The following is a 20,318-nucleotide window of genomic DNA, read 5'->3' as shown; positions in this document are numbered from 1 at the left end:
GCAGGCTAGGCGCGGGGCACAAAGATGTCGGCCAGCACCTGGTTGCGCGGCACGCCGGCCAGGTACAGGCGGCGCGCGAAGCTTTCCACGCTGGCGGGGGAGCCGCAGAGTAAGGCGCGGGTTTGCCGGGAAACAAGCTTCAGTTCCGCCAAAACCGCCGCCAGCTCGGTCGCCGTCAGCAGCTCCACCTGCAGCTGCGGGTGGGTGGTGGCCAACTCCCGCAGGGGGGCGGCCAGGTAATGCTCGCCGCTGTCGTGGGCCACATGCAGCACGCGGATGGGCCCCGCGTGCTGCTGGCGCAAGGCCTCGCGCAGGATGCCCCAGAGCGGCGCCAGGCCGGTGCCGGCCGCCAGCAGCCAGAGCGGATGGGCCTGCCAGTCCGGGTCATAGTGCAGGGCACCGCCGCGCAACTCGCCCAGGCGCAGGCTGTCGCCGGGCTGCAACCGGCGCGCCGCATCGCTGAACGCGCCGGGCTGGCGGCAGTCCAGGTGGAATTCCAGCCAGGCCTCCTCGCCCGGCAGGCTGGCCAGCGAATAGGGACGCGCCACGCCGGCGGCGGTCCACAGCACCAGGTGCTGGCCGGCGCTGTAGCGCAGGGGTTTGTCCGGCTGCAGGCGCAGGCGCAGCACCGTCGGGCTGAGCCAGTCGCAGGCCACGACTCTGGCCGGCAAACCGTCGCGGGCGGGGTCGAAGAGTTCCACGCTGAGGTCACCCAGCACCCGGCACTGACAGGCCAGGCGCCAGCCCTCGGCCAGGCGCTCGGGGCTCAGGGCATCCGGCGCGGCATTTTCCACCTCGCCCTGCAGGCAGCGCACCAGGCAGGCGTGGCAGCTGCCGGCGCGGCAACTGTAGGGCACGCGCAGGCCGGCGCCGTTGAGGGCATCGAGCAGGTTGCTACCGACGGGCACCGACCAGGACTGGCCGGCCACATGGAGCTCAGGCACCGCTACTCTCCCAGGCCGCATCGCAACGGTTGCGCCCGCCCCGCTTGGCCCGGTACAGGGCCTGGTCGGCCCGCTGAAGGGCCTCGTCGAGGTCGTCGCCCGGGCTGAGCAGGGTCATCCCGGCGGACAGGCTCAGGCTGGCCACCTGCACGCCCACCGGTTCGGCGGCGGCGAAGGCTTCGCGCAGGCGCTCGCAGCAGGTGGTCAGGCGATCGGCATCGGCATGCGGCAGGAGCAGGACGAACTCCTCGCCGCCGTAGCGCGCCAGCACGTCGCCATCGCGCACGCAGGCCCGCGCCACTGCGGCGAAGGTCTGCAGCACGCGGTCGCCGGCGGCATGGCCGTGCACGTCGTTGATCCGCTTGAAGTAGTCCAGGTCGATCAGCGCCAGGCCGTGCTGGCGGCCGGGGCCGAGATTGTCCAGTTCACGCAGGGCCAGGCGCAGGAAGTGCCGACGGTTGAACAGGCCGGTCAGCTCGTCAGTGGCCACCAGGTCTTCGAGCTGGCGCATCATGCCGCGCAGGGTGTCCTGGTGCGCCTGCAGCGCATAGCGGCGCTGGCGCATGCGCTGGCGCAGGGCCTGCACATAGCTGGCGAACAGGCTCTGCCAGACCAGCGCGACGAACAGGGCGCAGCTCTGCAGCAGGGCCAGGCCGGGGTCGGCCAGGCGCAGGTGGTAGCCTTCCCAGAGATTGAGGCTGGCAAAGGCGAAGAAGGCGAAGAAGGCACAGCGCACGAAGACCCGCGGCTGCAACTGGAACACGCCGAACAACAGGATGATCACGTAGAACAGCAGCAGGCTGCCGCGCGCACTGTCGAGGTTGGCCAGCAGCAGGGTGTGTAGGAACAGGGCCACCAGGATCTGCGCTTCGGTCAGACTGGGGTCGCGAAAGCGCAGGTTGAAATTGCTGCGAAACGCAGCCAGGAAGGCCAGCTGGGTGCCGACCAGCAAGGTGCTGAAGAGGATCGCGCCGGGCCAGCCGCCGGTGAACAGGTCGTTCAGCACCGCCACCCAGAACAGCAGCAGGGCCAGGGCGTAGGTCGCCACCGCCATGCCAAAGCGCTTGAACAACAGGCTTTGCAGGCTTCTTTGTATTGCCCGGGGAGTTGTTGTACTCATGGGCTCCGTCCCGTACTGGCACCTGGCCTCACTCTACCTTCGCGGTCAGAAAAAACCTAGGGCGATCGGGGTGGCGCAACGGAATAAAAGCCGCCGTCCATACGACCTGCGTCGACTACCGGCGGCTGTGCCCGAGGCCTCTGCCGCGCTATACTTCGGCGCCTTTTTTGTCGCAGTGCGCCGGGTCGTGGTCCGGCGCTTCCCTACCGATGTTCCCGTATTAGAGGAGCGCTTGCATGACCGTGATCAAGCAGGATGACCTGATTCAGAGCGTCGCCGACGCCCTACAGTTCATCTCCTACTACCACCCCGTCGACTTCATCCAGGCCATGCATGAGGCCTACCTGAAGGAAGAGTCGCCGGCCGCGCGCGACTCCATGGCGCAGATCCTGATCAACTCGCGCATGTGCGCCACCGGCCACCGGCCGATCTGCCAGGACACCGGCATCGTCACCGTATTCGTCCGCGTCGGCATGGACGTGCGCTGGGATGGCGCCACCATGAGCGTCGACGACATGATCAACGAGGGCGTGCGCCGCGCCTACAACCTGCCGGAAAACGTCCTGCGCGCCTCGATCCTGGCCGACCCGGCCGGTGCCCGCAAGAACACCAAGGACAACACCCCGGCGGTGATCCACTACTCCATCGTCCCCGGCGACAAGGTGGAAGTGGACGTCGCGGCCAAAGGCGGCGGCTCCGAGAACAAGTCGAAGATGGCCATGCTCAACCCGTCCGACTCGATCGTCGACTGGGTACTCAAGACCGTTCCCGAGATGGGCGCCGGCTGGTGCCCGCCGGGCATGCTCGGCATCGGCATCGGCGGTACTGCCGAGAAGGCCGCGGTGATGGCCAAGGAAGTGCTGATGGAGTCCATCGACATCCATGAGCTCAAAGCCCGCGGCCCGCAGAACAAGATCGAGGAAATGCGCCTCGAACTGTTCGACAAGGTCAACCAGCTGGGCATCGGTGCCCAGGGCCTCGGCGGCCTGACCACCGTGCTCGACGTGAAGATCATGGATTACCCGACCCATGCCGCCTCGCTGCCGGTGTGCATGATCCCCAACTGCGCCGCCACCCGTCACGCGCACTTCGTGCTCGACGGTTCTGGCCCGGCCGAACTGACCCCGCCGCCGCTGGACGCCTACCCGGAAATCGTCTGGGAAGCCGGCCCGAGCGCGCGCCGGGTGAACCTCGACACCATCACCCCGGAAGAAGTACAGAGCTGGCAGCCGGGCGAGACCGTGCTGCTCAACGGCAAGATGCTCACCGGCCGCGACGCCGCGCACAAGCGCATGGTAGACATGCTGAACAAGGGTGAAGAGCTGCCGGTCGACCTCAAAGGCCGCTTCATCTATTACGTCGGCCCGGTCGATCCGGTCGGCGACGAAGTGGTCGGCCCGGCCGGCCCGACCACCGCCACGCGGATGGACAAGTTCACCCGGCAGATCCTGGAAAGCACCGGCCTGCTGGGCATGATCGGCAAGTCCGAGCGCGGCCCGATCGCCATCGACGCGATCCGCGACAACAAGGCCGTGTACCTGATGGCCGTCGGTGGCGCCGCCTACCTGGTCGCCCAGGCGATCAAGAAGTCCAAGGTGCTGGCCTTCGCCGAACTGGGTATGGAAGCCATCTACGAGTTCGAAGTGAAGGACATGCCGGTTACCGTGGCCGTCGATACCAAGGGCGAGTCGGTGCACATCACCGGCCCGGCCATCTGGCAGAAGAAGATCCACGACAGCCTGGCGGTGGAAATCAAGTAACACCGCACAGCAGTGACCAAGCCCGGCCCAGTGCCGGGCTTTTTCATGGTGACCTACCCATTACGCCCCGCGTGGTAGCGAACTCACTCGCGATCGGCCTGCTCCGAGCGGCCTGTTTATCGCGAATAAATCCGCTGCCATAGAAGCAGCGATAGCCGCTTACCGACGACTCGCAGCAGATCGCCGGCAGGTTCTTCGGCATAATCGCGCCATGCCCGAACTCATCCACGCCCGCGTCGAGGCCTGCTACCGGCAGGCCGAGGACTTCTTCAAGCGCCGCTTCCCCCGCCCCGAGGTCAGCTTCAAACTGCGCGGGCAGAAGGCCGGCGTGGCCCACCTCACGGAAAACTTGCTGCGCTTCAACCCCAAGCTGTACACGGAAAACCGCGAGCACTTCCTCCTGCAGACCGTGGCCCACGAAGTGGCGCACCTGGTCGCCCACCAGATGTTCGGCGGGCGCATCCAGCCCCACGGCGAGGAGTGGCAGCTGATCATGCGCGGGGTCTACGAGCTGCCGCCGGATCGCTGCCACAGCTATGCCGTCAGCCGGCGCAAGAGCACCCGCTACCTTTACCAATGCCAGTGCCCGAACGGCGAGTTCCCCTTCTCCGCCCAGCGCCACAGCCTGGTGCGCCAGGGCCGCCGCTATTTCTGCCGGCGCTGCCGGGCGACCCTGGTGTTCAGCGGCGAACAGCGGGTCGAATAAGGCCTCAGCCCAACACCTTCTGCGCCTTTAGCGCGGCGATCTGCTCGTCGTCGAAGCCCAGCTCGCGCAGCACCTCCAGGCTGTGTGCGCCCACCGCCGCGCCGGTGTGGCGCGGCGCCTCCAGTCCCGCCGAGAACTTGATCGGGCAGGCGATCTGCCGCTGTGCCGGTTTGCCCGCGCGCGGCACCTCGGTGACCAGGCCGCGCGCCTGCAGCTGCGGGTGCTCGACCGCCTCGGACAGGTTCAGCAGTGGCTCGACGCAGGCATCCACCGCGGCGAAGCGCTGCTGCCACTCGGCCAGCTCGTGCTTCTCGATCTCGATCTCGATCTCGCGCTTGAGCGCCTTCTGCTCCTCCGGCTTGGGCGACAGGCCGCGCCCGGCCAGCTCCGGGCGGCCGATGACGGCGCAGAACTGCTGCATGAACTGCGGCTCCAGGCTGCCCACCGACAGCCAGCGGCCATCGCGGGTGCGGTAGTAGTCGTAGAAGCTGCCGCCATTCAGCGCCTGGTTCTCCATCGCCGGTTCCACCCCGGCGCCCAGGTAGCCGGCGCCGGCCATGGCGTGCAGGCTGAAGGCGCAGTCGGTCATGCTGATGTCCACGTGCTGGCCCTGCCCCGTGCCCTGGCGGGCGATGACCGCGGCGAGCAGGCCGATCACCCCGTGCAGCGAGCCGCCGGCGATATCCGCCACCTGCACGCCAAGCGGCAGCGGGCCGGTGTCGCGGCGCCCGGTGTAGCTGGCCAGGCCGCTCAGGGCCAGGTAGTTGAGGTCGTGCCCGGCGCGGTCCCGGTACGGCCCGCTCTGGCCGTAGCCGGTGATGGACACGTAAATCAGCCGCGGGTTGATTGCCTTCAGCGCTTCATAACCGAGGCCGAGCTTGTCCATCACTCCGGGGCGGAACTGCTCCAGGACGATGTCGTACTCGGCCACCAGCCGCTGCACCACCGCCAGCGCCGCGGGATTTTTCAGGTCGAGGGCCAGCGAGCGCTTGTTGCGGTTGAGGTAGGCGTGGCTGGTGCTGCTGTCGCCATCGAAGGGCGGCAGCAGCCGGACCAGGTCCACCCGCGTCGGCGACTCGATGCGCAGCACCTCGGCGCCCATGTCGGCCAGCAGCAGCGAGGCGAACGGCCCCGGCAGCAGGGTGGAAAAGTCGAGAACCTTGAGCGAAGACAACGGGCCTTTCATGGATAAACCTCGTGTGCGCCGGGCACCCTGCCCGGCTGGCTGACTATTACTCTTCCCAGACCAGCGGCTGGCGCGCCGGCAGGCTGGCGATCAGCTCGGCGTAGCGGCTTTCCAGGACGTTGCGGCGGATCTTCATGGTCGGCGTCATGCAGCCGTTGTCCACCGTCCACGGCTCGCGTACCAGGACCAAGTGGCTGATCCGTTCGTGCGGTTCCAGGCGCCCGTTGAGTGCCGCCAGGTCACGCTGCAGGTCGGCACCAACCTGCGCCTCGGGCTGCTGGCGCGCGGCGGGCGACAGCTCGATCAGCGCCAGCGGCTGGTCGAGGTTGCTGCCCATCAGGCAGACCTGCTCGACCCAGTTGCTCTTGGCGATCTCGCCCTCGATCGGCGCCGGCGCCACGTACTTGCCCTTGCTGGTCTTGAAGATGTCCTTGACCCGCCCGGTGATGCGCAGATAGCCGTCGGCATCCAGCTGGCCCTTGTCGCCGGTGTGCAGCCAGCCATCCCTGAGGGTCTCGGCGGTCTTCTGCGGGTCGCGGTAGTAGCCCTGCATCAGGGTCACGCTGCGCAGGAGGATCTCGCCGCTGTCGTCGATGCGCACCTCCAGCCCCGGCATCGGCCGCCCCACCGTGCCCAGGCGCACCTGCCCGGGACGGTTGAAGCAACCGTAGGCGAAGTGCTCGGTCATGCCGTAGCCCTCGCAGATGTTCAGCCCCAGGCGCCGGTACCACTGCAAGAGGCCGGTGGAGATGGCCGCCGCCCCCGATACCAGAATGCGCGCCCGGTCCAGGCCCAGCCCGCGGCGGATCTTGCGCGCCAGCAGCGCGCCGAGCAGCGGAATGCCCAGCAGTCGCTCGAGTTTCGCCGCCGGCAGTTTCTCCAGCACGCCCTGCTGGAAGCGCGTCCACAGGCGCGGCACGGAGAAGAACACGGTCGGGCGGATGTGACGCAGGTCGCTGGCGAAGGTCGCCAGCGACTCGACGAAGGCTACCGGCGCTCCGCCGTACAGGCTGTTGAATTCGACCAGGAAACGCTCGGCCGCATGGGACAACGGCAGGTAGGAGAAGAACTGGTCGCGCGGGCCGATGCCCAGCTCGGCGGTGGCATGGGCACCGGAAAAGGCCATGGCCAGCGCCGAGAGCATCACGCCCTTGGGCAGGCCGGTGGTGCCCGAGGTGTAGAGGATCGACAGCAGCTCGTCGGGCTGTTGCGCGCGGGTGCCCTGCAGCGGCTCATGGCGGGCCAGCAGGCTGTGCCAGTCATGGGCCGCGGCCATGGTCGGATAGGGCATGGCGATGCGCGTGATGTGCGCGCCGATGCCGCCGGCCAGCTTGTCCGGATCGTCCAGCTTGCCAACCAGGATCACCTTGCAGCCGGCATGCTCCAGCACATAGGCGATCTGCTCCGGCGCCTGCAGCGGGTACAGCGGCACGCTGACCAGCCCGGCCATTTGCAGGGCGATATCGCTGATAAACCACTCGGCGCAGTTCTTCGCCAGCAGCGCGACCCGCTCGCCGGCCACGCAGCCCAGGGCCAGCAAGGCGCTGGCCAGGCGCCGAGCCTGCTCGTCGACCTGGCGCCAGGTGAAGTCATGCCACTGGCCGTTGACCGGCTGGCGCAGCCAGACGCGATCAGGCTGTTCGGCCAGCCAGTGATTGAAGCGTTGCAGGGGCAGTTGTTCGGACATCGGACGCTCTCTTGTTTTTATTGGAGCCGGGTACGATCAAGCAGAACACCAAGCAGGTTAGGCAGCGCCTGAAACGAGCTCAATGACCCAAGCGCTCGGTGGCATTGACCCAATCGGCCAGCGCCCTCAAGCGATGCCGCGCGCGCCGAGAAACGCCTGCAGGTAGTCGATGAAGGCCACCACCTTGGCCGTGGCGCGGCGGTGGCTCGGGTAGACCGCGAGGATGTGCGGGCCGAAGGCGTCCGGGTCGATCTGGTAGTCGCTCATCAACTGCACCAGGCGGCCATCGGCCAGGTAGGGCGCGGCGCTCCACAGCGGCGTGTGCAGCACGCCACCGCCGGCCAGGGCCGCGGCCAGCAGCAGGTCGTAGTTGTCGCTTTCCAGGCGCGGCTGGCGCGGCTGCGGCAGGCCGATGCGCCGGCCCTCGCGTTCCACCCACCAGAGGCCTCGGTCCAGCGCCGGGTGCTGGTAGACCAGCCAGTCGTGCGCCTCGATGCTGTCCGGGGCCAGCGGCTGCGGCCGCCGCGCCAGGTAGGCGGGGCTGGCGCAGAGGGCGATGCGGTTCTGCCCGACCACCCGGGCGATCAGGCCCGGCAGATCGCTGCGGCCCTCGCGCAGGGCCAGGTCGTAGCCGCTCTCCAGCAGATCGACGAAGGCATCGCACAGGTCGATGCGCAGCTTGATCTGCGGGTACTGGGTGAGGAAGCCGGCACAGACCTCGTCGAGGAAGGCGCGGCCGAAGGCCAGCGGCGCGGTGATGCGCAGGTTGCCATACAGGCCGTGCTGCAGCTGGCCGATCTCCTCGCCCACCTCGTGCAGGCGCTGCAGCACCTGGCGCGCGGTTTCCAGGTAGACCCGCCCGGCCTCGGTGAGCACCGTGCGCCGGGTGCTGCGCTCGAACAGGCGCGCACCGAGCTCGGCCTCCAGGTGGCTGACCGCCTTGGTCAGGGCCGAGGGCGTCTTGCCCAGCTGCTCGGCGGCGCGGCTGAAACTGCCGTACTCGGCCGTGGCGACAAACATGTTCAGGGCACCGAGCTTGTCCATCGGATCTATTCCCATCAGGCAAAAGGGTTTTGCACGGCCTGGGCGTTCTGGCCCCGCACTGCAGTCGCTAGTCTCGCCTGCAGTCCAATAAAAACAAGGGGCACACATGAAAAGGTTTATCCCGAGCCTGCTGGCAAGCGCTGTCGCTTTTTCCTCGATGGAAGCCATGGCGGCGGCCGACCTGGTGCTGTTCAACGGCCAGGTGTTCACCGCCGAATCCGGCCAGCCACGCGCCCAGGCCGTGGCGGTGGAAAACGGCAAGATCCTCCGGGTCGGCAGCGACAAGGCCATCCTGGCCCTGGCCGATGCCGACACCCGGCGCGTCGACCTGGCCGGCAAGGTGCTGATGCCCGGCATGATCGACACCCACAGCCATCCGGTGATGGGCGCCCTGGCCAGCCTGCGGGCCAATCTGTACGACGAGGTCAAGCCGCTGGCCGAGCTGGAACAGTGGATAGTCGAGCAGGATGCGGCCGGCACCGCGCGCCTGGACGACATCATCGTCATCGACGGCGTCAGCTCGGCCTACTGGAAGGACAGCCGCGCGCTGGCCAAGCGCTTCAACCAGGGCCGCTGGGCCGAGCAGCCGCTGGTGCTGAGCGGCATCGACGGCCACACCGGCTGGGCCAACCAGGCCATGCTGCGCCGCGTCGGCATCGACGCCGCGCTGGTCAAGGGCCTGGACGCCAAGGAAGCCGGCTACATCGAACACGAGAGCGATCTGACGCCCACCGGCTTCCTCAGTGAAAACGGCTGGGACCGGGTGCGCGGCAAGCTGCCCAAACCCTCCCACGAGCTGATGCTGAAGGCCACCCGCGAGGCGGTGCGGATCAACCTGGAAGTGGGCGTCACCGCCTGGATGGATGCCGCGGCCAACGGCGGCGGCGAGCAGTCGCTGTTCGAGATGCGCCCCACCGAGAAGGACCTCGGCGTGCTGCCGCTGTACCGCCAGCTGGCCGAGAAGGGCGAGCTGAACGTGCACGTCGCCGCCCTGCTGCTCGCTCACCCGCAGAGCAAGCCGGACGACCTCAAAGTGCAGGCCAAGGTCATGCAGCAGTTCCACGGCGTGCCGAACCTGAGCTTCCCCGGCATCAAGATCTTCGCCGATGGCGTGCTCGAGTTCCCGGGGCAGACCGCCGCAGTGATCGACCCCTACACCAACAGCCACAAGCAGGGCCAGCTGCTGATCGACCCGCAGAACTTCGGCAAGCTGGTGGCCGCCATCGAACAGCAGGGCTGGATCGCGCACATCCATGCGGTGGGCGACCGTGCCGTGCGCGAATCGCTGAATGCCTTCGAATATGCCCGCGCGCTCAAGCCGACTCCGGTGCCGCACAGCATCAGCCACCTGCAACTGGTCAACCCCAAGGAGTTCCCGCGCTTCAAGCAGCTCGGCGTGATCGCCTCCATGCAGCTGCTGTGGGCCACCGCGGAAAGCTACACCGAGGAGTTGGTCAAGCCCTACGTCAGCGCCTACACCTACCGCTACCAGTACCCGGCCCGCTCGCTGCACAAGGCCGGCGCCACCATCGCCGGGGCCAGCGACTGGCCGGTATCCAGCCCCAACCCGTGGAACGCCATCGCCCAGGCCAGCACCCGCAGCGGCCCGCTCGGGGTGCTGAACAGCGCCGAGAGCATCGACCGCGAGACCATGTTCCAGGCCTACACCCTCAATGCCGCCAAGGCCCTGCGCCTGGAGCAGCAGATCGGCTCGCTGGCCCCCGGCAAGCAGGCCGACCTGATCGTGCTGGACCGCGACGTGTTCAAGGTCAGCGACGCCGAGCTGTTCGACACCCAGGTGCTGACCACCTACTTCGCCGGCCAGCCGGTGTACCAGGCAGCCGCCACGCCAGACGTCGCCCAGGCGCAATAACGCCTGCCCCGCCGCTCGCCTGCCCTGCGCCTGATCTCAGCGCGCAGCGGCCGGCTGCGGCCCGGCACCAGCTGCAAACCCGATAATCACAACTACAGGGTCCACCCCATGCGTACCTATCAGCACCTCACGCTCGCCATCACCGCCCTGACCTGCAGCCTGCAGGCCGCCGCCATCGAACTCAACGAGCAGTTCTCCCTGGTCGTCACCCCCATGCTGAGCAGCGACTACCGCTCCAGCGGCATCTCGCAGACCCTGGGCGACCCCGCCGCCCAGCTCGATGTCATGCTCAGTCACGTCAGCGGCCTGTATGCCGGGGTGTGGACCAGCAACGTCGAGTACGGCCATGACTGGGAAAACGACGATGACTACGGAACCCGCCAGGAAATCGACTACTACGCCGGCTACTACTGGCAGATCACCGATGCCATCAGCCTGGACGCCTACTACAACAAGTACAGCTACCCGGGTGAAAGCCAGTTCAACGGCGGTGATTTCTATATGACCCTGGAGGCCTACGGCTTCTTCATCGGCGGCAAGCACGCGGTCGGCACCGACGAGGACTACTTCAACACTTACCTCGGCTATCGCACCCAGCTGCCGCTGGAGATCGGCCTGGAGCTGCGCTACGAGAACGTCGACTACAAGGACGACGTGTTCTTCAACGCCGACTACAGCAAGGCCGAACAGGACTACGGCAACTGGGAGGTCAAGCTGACTCGCGACCTGCTTGGCGCCACCTGGGGCCTGAGCTACATCGACACCGACCTGTCCGACGCCGAGTGCGCCAGCTTCAGCGGCTACGACGACCTGTGCAGCGCTACCGCCGTGGCCAGCGTCAGCAAGACGTTCTGATAAGCAGAGCGGCGCACCCTTGGAACCCGCTGATTTGAAAGTCAGCTGTGGATTGCGCCGCCCGGCGAGAGGCGTAATCTGAGCGCCCCTGCCCTGGTGTGCCGCGCCATGAAACCTGCCGACCTGCTCCGCCTGCTCCTGCTCGCCGCCATCTGGGGCGCCAGTTTCCTGTTCATGCGCATCGCCGTGCCGGTGCTCGGCAGCCTGCCCACTGCCTTCTTCCGCGCCAGCCTGGGCGCCCTCGGCCTGCTGGCCTTCCTGCTGGTACTGCGCCCGGTGTGGAACTACAAGGGCAAGTTCCGCGCCTGCCTGCTGCTCGGGGTAATCAACGCCGGCCTGCCCTCGGTGATGTACTGCCTGGCGGCGCTGGTGCTGCCGGCCGGCTACTCGTCGATCTTCAATGCCACCACGCCGCTGATGGGCGTGCTGATCGGCGCGCTGTTCTTCAGCGAGGCAATGACCGCCAGCAAGGCCGCCGGCGTGGCGCTCGGCCTGTTCGGCGTGGCCGTGCTGACCCGCACCGGCCCGGTGGACTTCGACCTGCCGCTGCTGCTCGGCGCCGCCGCCTGCCTGGTGGCGACCACCTGCTACGGCTTCGCCGGCTTCCTCACCCGCCGCTGGATCGGCCCGCTGGGCCTGGACAACCGCCTGGTGGCCTGCGCCAGCCTGGTCGGCGCCAGCCTGTTCCAGCTGCCGCTGTTCGCCGCCAGCCTGGCCTGGCAGATGCCGGCCAGCTGGGGCGGGCCCGGGGTGTGGCTGTCCCTGGCCGGCCTGGGCCTGCTCTGCACCGCGTTCGCCTATGTCCTGTACTTCCGCCTGCTCAGCGATATCGGCCCGATCAAAGCCTCCACCACCACCTTCCTGATCCCGCCCTTCGGCGTGGTCTGGGGCGCCCTGCTGCTGGGCGAGCCGCTGAGCTGGGCCTACCTGCCGGGCTGCGCCCTGATCGGCGTGGCGCTGTGGCTGGTGGTGCGGCCGAGCGCGCCGCGCACCGCTCCGGCCAAGGCCTGATCGGGGAAACGAAAAAGCCGCCCGAGGGCGGCTTTTTCATCAAGGTTCAAGAACCGATCTCGTGAGCTAGAGCGAGACAAGGCGAAGATGGCTGAGGGTGCGGAGTTTACATGCTGTAAATGAGCAGCCCAAAGCCATCTTCAACGCAGTATCGCCGACGCGCAGCAGATCGGAACGGTACTTATTGCTGCAGCTCCTGCTCGGTGAACAGATCGCTGAACAGCATGCTCGACAGGTAGCGCTCGCCGGAGTCCGGCAGGATCACCACGATGGTCTTGCCCTGCATGTCCGCCCGCTCGGCCAGGCGCACCGCCGCCGCCATCGCCGCGCCGCAGGAGATGCCGCAGAGGATGCCTTCCTCCTGCATCAGGCGCAGGGCCATGGCCTTGGATTCCTCGTCCGTGACCTGCTCGACCCGGTCGACCATGGACAGGTCGAGGTTGTTCGGCACGAAGCCGGCGCCGATGCCCTGGATCTTGTGCGGTGCCGGCTTGAGCTCCTCGCCGGCCATGACCTGGCTGATCACCGGCGAGCTGACCGGCTCCACCGCCACCGAGAGAATCGGCTTGTGCCGGCTGTTCTTGATATAGCGCGACACCCCGGTGATGGTGCCGCCAGTGCCGACCCCGGCCACCAGCACGTCGATGGCGCCGTCGGTGTCGTTCCAGATTTCCGGACCGGTGGTCTTCTCGTGGATCGCCGGGTTGGCCGGGTTGTCGAACTGCCCGGGCAGGAAGTACTTGGCCGGGTCGGAACTGGCGATCTCGTTGGCCTTCTCGATGGCCCCCTTCATGCCCTTGGCCGGGTCGGTCAGCACCAGCTCGGCGCCCAGGGCCTTGAGCACCTTGCGCCGCTCCAGGCTCATGGACGCCGGCATGGTCAGCACCAGCTTATAGCCACGGGCGGCGGCGACGAAGGCCAGGCCAATGCCGGTATTGCCGGAGGTCGGCTCGACTATGGTCATGCCCGGCTTGAGCACGCCGCGCGACTCGGCATCCCAGATCATGCTGGCGCCGATCCGGCATTTGACCGAATAGCCCGGGTTGCGCCCCTCGATTTTCGCCAGAATGGTCACGCCCTTGGGGCCGAGGCGATTGATCTGCACCAGCGGGGTGTTGCCGATGGATTGGGCGTTGTCGGAATAGATGCGGCTCATGGCAGGGTCCTTGGACAGGCAGAGGCGAGACTCACAAGCCTAAGCCGCCAACCAGAGGGCGTCCAGCACCTGAGCGCGGACAGGCCACGGCCCTGGCCGACAGCGAACCGCCACGGCGCACCAGGCCCGCTATCTGAACCGCGGATCGGGTGACCCGCCATTCAGTGACTGAATGGCGCGTCTGCGTTCACAGCCTGGCAGACTGCGCGGTATAGTCGGTTTTTTACGCTACAACAGCGCCGGGCGCAGGTTCCGGGGCGTCACCGTTCGAGGATTACACGATGAAGTTCGAAGGCACCCAGTCCTACGTCGCCACCGACGACCTGAAGCTCGCGGTGAATGCCGCCATCACCCTGCAGCGCCCGCTGCTGGTCAAGGGCGAGCCGGGCACCGGCAAGACCATGCTGGCCGAGCAGCTGGCCGAGGCCTTCGGCGCCAAGCTGATCACCTGGCACATCAAGTCCACCACCAAGGCCCACCAGGGCCTGTACGAGTACGACGCGGTCAGCCGCCTGCGCGACTCGCAGCTGGACTCGGACAAGGTCCACGACGTACGCAACTACATCAAGAAGGGCAAGCTGTGGGAGGCCTTCGAGAGCGATGAGCGGGTGATCCTGCTGATCGACGAGATCGACAAGGCCGACATCGAGTTCCCCAACGACCTGTTGCAGGAACTCGACAAGATGGAGTTCTACGTTTACGAGACCAACGAGACGATCAAGGCCAAGCAGCGCCCGATCATCATCATCACCTCGAACAACGAGAAGGAACTGCCGGACGCCTTCCTGCGCCGCTGCTTCTTCCACTACATCGCCTTCCCCGACCGCAACACCCTGCAGAAGATCGTCGACGTGCACTACCCGAAGATCAGCGGCGAGCTGGTGGCCGAGGCGCTCGACGTGTTCTTCGACGTGCGCAAGGTGCCGGGCCTGAAGAAGAAGCCATCCACCAGCGAGCTGGTCGACTGGCTCAAGCTGTTGATGGCCGACAATATCGGCGAGGCGGTGCTGCGCGAGCGCGATCCGACCAAGGCCATCCCGCCGCTGGCCGGCGCCCTGGTGAAGAACGAGCAGGATGTGCAGCTGCTCGAGCGTCTGGCCTTCATGAGCCGTCGCGCCTCCCGATAAACGGGCCGGCTGCGCGTCGGCCAGACTGCGTTGAGAGCGGGCTCGGCATGCTCATTTACACCAGTAAACCCTGCTGCCTCGCCCGCTCTCGCCTTGCCTGGCCCTAGCTCGCTCGCCCCTCACCTGGTGCGAGCAATCAGGCCATAAGGCAGTTACAGACTTCCACGAGGGCACGCACATGCTGCTCAACCTGTTCAATGAAATGCGCGCCGCCAAGGTGCCGGTCTCGGTACGCGAGCTGCTCGACCTGATCAACGCGTTGAAACACAACGTGGTGTTCGCCGACATGGACGAGTTCTACTTCCTGTCGCGCACCATCCTGGTCAAGGACGAACGTCATTTCGACAAGTTCGACCGCGCCTTCGGCGCCTACTTCAAGGGCCTGGAGAACCTCAACCAGCACATCGAGGCGCTGATCCCCGATGAATGGCTGCGCAAGGAGTTCGAGCGCCTGCTGACCGACGAGGAGCGCGCGCAGATCCAGAGCCTCGGCGGCCTGGACAAGCTGATCGAGGAATTCAAGAAACGCCTCGAAGAGCAGAAGGAACGCCACGAAGGCGGCAACAAGTGGATCGGCACCGGCGGCACCAGCCCGTTCGGCTCCGGCGGCTACAACCCGGAAGGCATCCGCGTCGGCGACGCCGGCAAGCGCCAGGGCAAGGCCGCCAAGGTGTGGGACCAGCGCGAGTACAAGAACCTCGACGACCAGGTCGAACTGGGCACGCGCAACATCAAGGTGGCCCTGCGCCGCCTGCGCAAGTTCGCCCGCGAGGGCGCGGCGGAAGAATTCGACCTCGGCGGCACCATCGACCACACGGCCAAGGACGGCGGCCTGCTCAACATCCAGATGCGCCCGGAACGGCGCAACACGGTGAAGCTGCTGCTGCTGTTCGACATCGGCGGTTCGATGGACGCCCACGTCAAGGTCTGCGAGGAACTGTTCTCGGCCTGCAAGACCGAGTTCAAGCATTTGGAGTATTTCTACTTCCACAACTTCATCTACGAGAGCGTGTGGAAGAACAACCTGCGCCGCACCTCCGAGCGCTATTCCACCCTCGACCTGCTGCACAAGTACGGCCCGGACTACAAGGTGATCTTCATCGGCGACGCGGCCATGGCGCCCTACGAGATCACCCAGGCCGGCGGCAGCGTCGAGCACTGGAACGAGGAAGCCGGCTACGTGTGGATGAAGCGCTTCATGGAGAAGTACAAGAAGCTCATCTGGATCAACCCCTACCCCAAGGATGCGTGGAGCTACACCGCTTCCACCAACATCGTCCGCGAGCTGATCAACGACCAGATGCACCCGCTGACCCTGCGTGGCCTGGAAGAAGGCATGCGCTTTCTCAGCAAGTAAACAAAAGGCGATGTACCAATAGCGTGTTGTATGCAGCTCCATGGTTTGCGGGGTGGAAACCAAATCCGCGTAGCGGCAAGAAAGAGCCATCAAGCAGCTCGGAGCCCGAGTCCCCGTCAGGAGGCCTAGTGGAGGTGTTGCGTAGGGGGACGCGAGGCAGGACGCCGAGCGAGGAGCGAAGGGACAGGGACGTCCCTTCGTGACGGCCCCCGGAGCGGCGCCGGAAGGAGGGCACCCGGAGCGAAGCGCAGGGCCGGATGCCGGGGTGCGCTTTCTTTTGCTTACTTTTCTTTGCGCAAACAAAGAAAAGTGAGTCGCCTGGGTAGGCGAAACCCAAACCATCAGCCCACTCGGCAATCAGCTCAGCCTGGTGCCCTAGGGGCCATCAGGTGCGCACGGCGCACCCTACAACGCAGAGCTCGCACCCATGGATGGCACGCGTCTATCCAACACGCTATTAGGACATGGCCAAACAAAACGGGCCCGCTTGGGCCCGTCTCGTTTTGGCGCCTGCGCCGCCGGTCAGGGCGTGGCCAATATTGCGTCCTCGGCCGCGGCCTCAACCTCATGCCAGCTGCTGTCCGGATCGAAACGGCTCATGGTTGTCGCCAGTTTCGCGCCGTCCGGACCCAGATCCTTTTCGAACACCTGGCCGTCGTGACTGATCATGAAACTCATCACGCCGCTGTCGCCATATTTGGCCGGCCAGGCGATCAGGGCAAAGCCGCGGCTCATGTTGTCGCCGAGCCGGTAGTCGTAGGCGCCGCCCGGTGCCGAGGCGCCCTGGGCGTTGAGGATGCGGTAGTGGTAGCCGTGCCAGACGCCGTCGGGCAGCTCGTCGCCGAATAGCGGACCGAGTGGGCTTTCCTCGATACCGGGCTCCTCGGCCCAGTACAGCCCGTCGTACTGGCCGTCGCTGCTGATGAACTGCTGCGCGTACTCCAGCACCCCGTCGCCGTCCCGGTCGACCTCGGCATAGTCCATCTGTGCATCGTGGTAAGCCAGCATCGCCTGCACGGTGGCCAGCTCGTTGCGACCGATGCGGCGCACCCGGATTTCCTCACCGCCGGCCTTGGTATCGAAGGCCCAGCCATCCTTGCCCTGGACCAGCGGCAGGGGGAAGGTCCAGGGCGTGTTGCCCACCACCAGGGCGGCGCGCCCGGACGCGGTGGGCTGCAGCACGCTCTTCTGCCGATAGAGCGCGAGGAAGGCATCGACATCCTCGCGCTCGACGTCGCCGGTCGGGATGTAGCTTTGCCAGTCGGCGCCCAGCAAGGCCGCCAGGCGCTCGGCATCGCCCTTTTCGGTTCCCAGGGCAGCCACCAGCGCCTCGGCGGCGGCATCTGCAGTGGGGTAAGCCTGCTGCGCCTGTGCGGCCTGGACCAGAACGCCCAGCAACAGGATCGAGATCAAACGGAATCCAGCAATCATGGCGATTCTCCTGTCAGCGCCGGCGGCCGCCGCCGCTCCGGGACGGTGCCCGGGAGGCGCGTTGCACAGTCTGGCCGCTCGCGCGGGCCGTTTGCGGCCGGCTGGCGGTGGCCCGGCTGGTCTGGCCACGGCTGGCTTGCGCGCGTGACTGCGAGGGGCTGCGGGCACCAGTGAAGGCGTTGTCGCGGGTTCCGCGCGCACTGGCGTTCTGCTGGCGCACCTGCTGACGAGCCTGCGGATTGCTTTGCGCACGCTGGCGGGCCTGCGCATCGCGGGTCGAGGCCTGGGCTCGCTGGCGCGCCTGCGCGTCGCGGGTCGAAGCCTGAGCCCGCTCACGGGCCTGCGCATCACGGGTGGCGGCCTGGGCGCGCTCGCGGGCCGGATCCCGGCTGATATCGCGGGCCCCGGCCTGAGCCCGCTCGCGGGCCTGCGGATCCCGGTCGAGTTCGCGAGTCGCGCTCTGGGCCCGTTCGCGGGCCTGCTGGTTGCTGGTGGCCGGCGAGTCGATGCCGCGCTGCTCCAGTGACTGACGCGCCCGCTCGCGCTCGGCCACCCGCGCCGTATCGTACCCCCGAAAGGCATCGCGCTGCGCACTCCCCTCCAGGCGCCGGTTGTATTGCTCGCGATTGGCGCGGTCGCGGTAAGGCACTCCGTCGCGATTGACCGCGTTGTGCTGCCAGTTGTTCTGGTTGGCATTGATCTGCCGGTTGGAGTTGATGTTGTTGTAGCGGTCGACATCGATGTCGATGTCATCGTTGCCCCAGTCGCAATCGCCCCACAGCGAATCGATGATCGCCACACCGGCCGCGAAACCCAGGCCGGCAGCCAGCGCACCGCCGAAGTAGTAGCCCGGCGGTGGTGGGTAATACACCGGCGGCGAGGCCGGATAGGGCCAGGTGCCGTAGACCACGTTCGGGTTGTAGCTGGGCACATAGACCGTCTGCGGCTGGGCCGGCTCGATGATGATGGTCGGCGCGGCGGCCGGCTGCTCCACTATCACGGTCGACTCGGCCGAGACGGGAGCGGAGGCTGGCGCAGGGGCGGCGGGCTGCACGGTCACCCGCTGCTGCTCGTTGGATTCCAGGTTGCCGGCGGCTTGCGCCTGCCGCCGCAGGCGCTGCACCGAGTCCATCACCGCGTCGGGCTGGGCCAGGAAGGCATCGCCCACCCGCTGAACCCAGGCCGGATCCTGCCCCAGGGTGGCCAGTGCCGCCGGGAAGGCGACCAGCGACTGCACGCTCGGGTCCCAGGGCTGATCCGCCACCTCGCGCACCGCGCTATCGCCGCTGCTGTTCGGATGCGCCTTGGACCAGACCACGGCGTCGGCGACATCGCCCGGATAGGTCGAGGCCATCAACACCTGGGCCAGCAGCGCGTCCGGGTACAGGGCCAGCGGCGCCATCATCTGGTCCAGCTCCTCCTGTGTGAATACGGCGTTGCTGACCGCGGCCGGCGCTGGTGTTGGTGCTGGCGCCACGGGAGGGGTGACGGCGGCTGGAGCCGCTACCGGCGCCTCGGCAGCAGGAGCTTGCGCCTTGGTGGGTTCCTCATCCGGGCAACCGGACAGGGCCAGCACGGCAAGCAGGATGGTGGAGCGATGGCACACACGCATGGCGCTTCTCCAATGGCGAAGAAAAGCGGGGTTAGAGGCGGGGCCACCTGACTGTCGCAGCGTGACCACGTCCGAGGGATCGTGCGCAGAGCCAGGCCGGCGCGGCGATTGCCTTCAGCCTAGTCAATCGGCCCGACTTTGCCGCATTGATCTGGCCAGTGACGGCTAGCCTCCGCCAGGCCTCGTCGATAAGCACGCCCCAGCGTGGTCGAGGAAGAAGTCGCAGGCCGATCGCCCAAACCGGGAAGCCGGCAGGCGCCGGGCAGAAACGACAAGGGCCCCAGTGGGGCCCTTGTGGGTGCAATGCGCGATCAGACTCAGGGCTTATCGCCGTCCGGCTTGTTCAGGTCCAGCACAGTGCTCGCTGGCGGTGTTACGGCTTCGGCGGCAGTCGGCTCGGCTACCGGCTCGACAGAAGCCACCGGCGTCTCCACCTGTTTCTTGCCGAACAGGCGCTTGCCCAGCCAGCCGATGGCCAGCAGCGGCACGATCCACAGTTTCTTCAGCAGGATCAGCAGGGTGGCGAACAGGCCGGCCTTGGCCGCCAGCTTACCGGCGATCAGCGCACCGATGCCGTAGGCCGCCACTTCGTCCATGTCCGGGTCGAACTCGGCGTAGCGATGGCCCTGGTTGAAGTCGGTCATGGCCAGTACGGTCGGCACGTGCTGCTGGATATCGGCCAGCTGATCCATGTTGGCGATGAAGTTCAGCACCAGCACACCTTTGCGACCGAGCACGCGGATGTTGTAGTTGAGGGTGTTGGTTTCGCTGTCGCCGAACTTGAGTTCCTTGGCCCAGTGCAGCTTCTTGCCCTGGTCGTCGTAGTGCGGCTGAGCGGCCCAGCCGATCAGCTCGACCGGCTCGTAGCCGTTCTCGGCGCGCCACTGGTTGTCGGCCACGGACTCTTCCTGCAGGTCCTTGAGCATGTCGTCGTAATCGATGTCGGCGGCATCCTCATCGGATACGTAGCCGCTTTCCTCGTATTCGATGGTCGCCGCCCAGGACTCGGCGGCCAGCGGCGAGATGCCGGCCGGCAGCACCATGCCCAGCGGCAGCTCGGCATCCGGCGGGTTGCCCCAGGCCTCGACCAGCAGGCGCTCGGCGTCGGCGCCGTCGAGGAAGACCAGGTTGTCCGGCAGGTTGAGGGTGGCCAGGTTGTCGCCGATCACCACTTGGCCGGTCTGAAAGTTCAGGCTGGCGATGAAGGCTTCTTCGTCGAATTCCTCGACTTCGTCCTCGGTGACCGCGGCGCTCTCCTCCTCCGGCGCGGCGGCTTCGGCGGCTGCGGGAGCCGGGGCATCGGGGGCCACGACCACGGCGTGGGCGGCGGGTACGGCGGCGGCCAGCAAGGCGGCCAGGATCAATTCCTTGATCGACATAACAACTCCATGACGATGGGGGTAAATGGGGAGCGCCAGCCTAACATGCACCCCCGGGCATTTCGGCGAG

The 20,318-nt window shown here is 67.0% G+C and carries 16 protein-coding genes; 7 read left to right on the top strand and 9 right to left on the bottom strand.

Annotation, left to right across the window (positions count from 1 at the left end; all coding sequences use genetic code 11):
- Window positions 1-5 precede the first annotated feature (5 nt).
- Together GV001_RS06705 and GV001_RS06700 are read right to left on the bottom strand one after the other, a co-directional pair.
- On the bottom strand, window positions 6-944 hold the full coding sequence (locus tag GV001_RS06705; protein WP_160078870.1) for an iron-sulfur-binding ferredoxin reductase: 939 nt from the start codon (window positions 942-944) through the stop codon (window positions 6-8).
- Window positions 937-2,064, bottom strand: a complete 1,128-nt coding sequence (locus GV001_RS06700) for a diguanylate cyclase (protein ID WP_160078869.1) — start codon at window positions 2,062-2,064, stop codon at window positions 937-939. The genes GV001_RS06705 and GV001_RS06700 overlap by 8 nt, the downstream gene beginning before the upstream one ends.
- Before the next feature lie 236 nt (window positions 2,065-2,300).
- Between GV001_RS06700 and GV001_RS06695 the strand changes: the two genes are divergently transcribed.
- Together GV001_RS06695 and GV001_RS06690 are read left to right on the top strand one after the other, a co-directional pair.
- Window positions 2,301-3,824 (top strand): fumarate hydratase, encoded by a 1,524-nt coding sequence (locus GV001_RS06695; protein ID WP_160078868.1) that lies wholly within the window; start codon window positions 2,301-2,303, stop codon window positions 3,822-3,824.
- A gap of 151 nt (window positions 3,825-3,975) precedes the next feature.
- A complete protein-coding gene (locus tag GV001_RS06690; RefSeq protein ID WP_256664985.1) occupies window positions 3,976-4,530 on the top strand; it encodes a SprT family zinc-dependent metalloprotease in 555 nt (184 codons plus the stop codon).
- 4 nt (window positions 4,531-4,534) lie between these two features.
- Here the strand turns inward: GV001_RS06690 and GV001_RS06685 are convergent, their stop codons facing one another.
- The 3 genes from GV001_RS06685 to GV001_RS06675 all read right to left on the bottom strand — a co-directional run bounded on the left by GV001_RS06685 (window position 4,535) and on the right by GV001_RS06675 (window position 8,447).
- Window positions 4,535-5,716, bottom strand: a complete 1,182-nt coding sequence (locus GV001_RS06685) for a CaiB/BaiF CoA-transferase family protein (protein WP_160078866.1) — start codon at window positions 5,714-5,716, stop codon at window positions 4,535-4,537.
- Between the two features lie 46 nt (window positions 5,717-5,762).
- Window positions 5,763-7,403 carry an AMP-binding protein gene (locus GV001_RS06680; RefSeq protein WP_160078865.1) on the bottom strand — a complete coding sequence of 547 codons (1,641 nt, stop codon included), beginning with the start codon at window positions 7,401-7,403 and terminating at the stop codon, window positions 5,763-5,765.
- Between the two features lie 126 nt (window positions 7,404-7,529).
- Window positions 7,530-8,447: a LysR family transcriptional regulator gene (locus GV001_RS06675; RefSeq protein WP_160078864.1), complete on the bottom strand. Its 918-nt coding sequence runs from the start codon at window positions 8,445-8,447 to the stop codon at window positions 7,530-7,532.
- A gap of 106 nt (window positions 8,448-8,553) precedes the next feature.
- Between GV001_RS06675 and GV001_RS06670 the strand changes: the two genes are divergently transcribed.
- The 3 genes from GV001_RS06670 (at window position 8,554) to GV001_RS06660 (ending at window position 12,186) form a co-directional block, all read left to right on the top strand.
- Window positions 8,554-10,320 (top strand): amidohydrolase, encoded by a 1,767-nt coding sequence (locus GV001_RS06670; RefSeq protein WP_160078863.1) that lies wholly within the window; start codon window positions 8,554-8,556, stop codon window positions 10,318-10,320.
- A 108-nt stretch (window positions 10,321-10,428) separates the two neighbouring features.
- The gene (locus GV001_RS06665) at window positions 10,429-11,175 is read left to right on the top strand and encodes a TorF family putative porin (protein WP_160078862.1); all 747 of its coding nucleotides are present in this window, start codon (window positions 10,429-10,431) and stop codon (window positions 11,173-11,175) included.
- A gap of 108 nt (window positions 11,176-11,283) precedes the next feature.
- Window positions 11,284-12,186: a DMT family transporter gene (locus GV001_RS06660; RefSeq protein ID WP_160078861.1), complete on the top strand. Its 903-nt coding sequence runs from the start codon at window positions 11,284-11,286 to the stop codon at window positions 12,184-12,186.
- Window positions 12,187-12,367: 181 nt separating this feature from the next.
- On the opposite strand, the gene cysK is transcribed toward GV001_RS06660, so the two are convergent.
- Window positions 12,368-13,342, bottom strand: a complete 975-nt coding sequence (gene cysK, locus GV001_RS06655; RefSeq protein WP_160078860.1) for a cysteine synthase A — start codon at window positions 13,340-13,342, stop codon at window positions 12,368-12,370.
- Between the two features lie 281 nt (window positions 13,343-13,623).
- Between cysK and GV001_RS06650 the strand changes: the two genes are divergently transcribed.
- Entirely contained in the window at window positions 13,624-14,469 is an 846-nt protein-coding gene (locus GV001_RS06650) for a MoxR family ATPase (protein ID WP_160078859.1), read from the top strand.
- Window positions 14,470-14,647: 178 nt separating this feature from the next.
- Entirely contained in the window at window positions 14,648-15,826 is a 1,179-nt protein-coding gene (locus tag GV001_RS06645) for a VWA domain-containing protein (RefSeq protein WP_160078858.1), read from the top strand.
- Window positions 15,827-16,348: 522 nt separating this feature from the next.
- Here the strand turns inward: GV001_RS06645 and GV001_RS06640 are convergent.
- The 3 genes from GV001_RS06640 to GV001_RS06630 all read right to left on the bottom strand — a co-directional run bounded on the left by GV001_RS06640 (window position 16,349) and on the right by GV001_RS06630 (window position 20,248).
- Window positions 16,349-17,257, bottom strand: coding sequence for a DUF2950 domain-containing protein (locus GV001_RS06640; protein ID WP_160078857.1), 909 nt, complete (start codon window positions 17,255-17,257; stop codon window positions 16,349-16,351).
- 13 nt (window positions 17,258-17,270) lie between these two features.
- Entirely contained in the window at window positions 17,271-18,869 is a 1,599-nt protein-coding gene (locus tag GV001_RS06635) for a DUF3300 domain-containing protein (protein WP_160078856.1), read from the bottom strand.
- Between the two features lie 317 nt (window positions 18,870-19,186).
- On the bottom strand, window positions 19,187-20,248 hold the full coding sequence (locus GV001_RS06630; protein ID WP_160078855.1) for a DUF2167 domain-containing protein: 1,062 nt from the start codon (window positions 20,246-20,248) through the stop codon (window positions 19,187-19,189).
- Window positions 20,249-20,318: the final 70 nt, after the last annotated feature.

The sequence above is a fragment of the Pseudomonas sp. 8AS genome (assembly GCF_902506505.1).
GTDB lineage: Bacteria > Pseudomonadota > Gammaproteobacteria > Pseudomonadales > Pseudomonadaceae > Aquipseudomonas.
This window is presented reverse-complemented; position numbering and strand designations above follow the sequence as displayed.

Excerpts from the sequence above, each read along its gene's own strand:
- GV001_RS06700 (WP_160078869.1), bottom strand. The coding sequence starts at position 2,064 with ATGAGTACAACAACTCCCCGGGCAATACAAAGAAGCCTGCAAAGCCTG.
- GV001_RS06685 (WP_160078866.1), bottom strand. The coding sequence starts at position 5,716 with ATGAAAGGCCCGTTGTCTTCGCTCAAGGTTCTCGACTTTTCCACCCTG.
- GV001_RS06660 (WP_160078861.1), top strand. The coding sequence starts at position 11,284 with ATGAAACCTGCCGACCTGCTCCGCCTGCTCCTGCTCGCCGCCATCTGG.
- GV001_RS06680 (WP_160078865.1), bottom strand. The coding sequence starts at position 7,403 with ATGTCCGAACAACTGCCCCTGCAACGCTTCAATCACTGGCTGGCCGAA.
- GV001_RS06640 (WP_160078857.1), bottom strand. The coding sequence starts at position 17,257 with ATGATTGCTGGATTCCGTTTGATCTCGATCCTGTTGCTGGGCGTTCTG.
- GV001_RS06675 (WP_160078864.1), bottom strand. The coding sequence starts at position 8,447 with ATGGACAAGCTCGGTGCCCTGAACATGTTTGTCGCCACGGCCGAGTAC.
- GV001_RS06645 (WP_160078858.1), top strand. The coding sequence starts at position 14,648 with ATGCTGCTCAACCTGTTCAATGAAATGCGCGCCGCCAAGGTGCCGGTC.
- GV001_RS06670 (WP_160078863.1), top strand. The coding sequence starts at position 8,554 with ATGAAAAGGTTTATCCCGAGCCTGCTGGCAAGCGCTGTCGCTTTTTCC.
- GV001_RS06650 (WP_160078859.1), top strand. The coding sequence starts at position 13,624 with ATGAAGTTCGAAGGCACCCAGTCCTACGTCGCCACCGACGACCTGAAG.
- GV001_RS06665 (WP_160078862.1), top strand. The coding sequence starts at position 10,429 with ATGCGTACCTATCAGCACCTCACGCTCGCCATCACCGCCCTGACCTGC.
- GV001_RS06635 (WP_160078856.1), bottom strand. The coding sequence starts at position 18,869 with ATGCGTGTGTGCCATCGCTCCACCATCCTGCTTGCCGTGCTGGCCCTG.
- cysK (WP_160078860.1), bottom strand. The coding sequence starts at position 13,342 with ATGAGCCGCATCTATTCCGACAACGCCCAATCCATCGGCAACACCCCG.
- GV001_RS06695 (WP_160078868.1), top strand. The coding sequence starts at position 2,301 with ATGACCGTGATCAAGCAGGATGACCTGATTCAGAGCGTCGCCGACGCC.
- GV001_RS06630 (WP_160078855.1), bottom strand. The coding sequence starts at position 20,248 with ATGTCGATCAAGGAATTGATCCTGGCCGCCTTGCTGGCCGCCGCCGTA.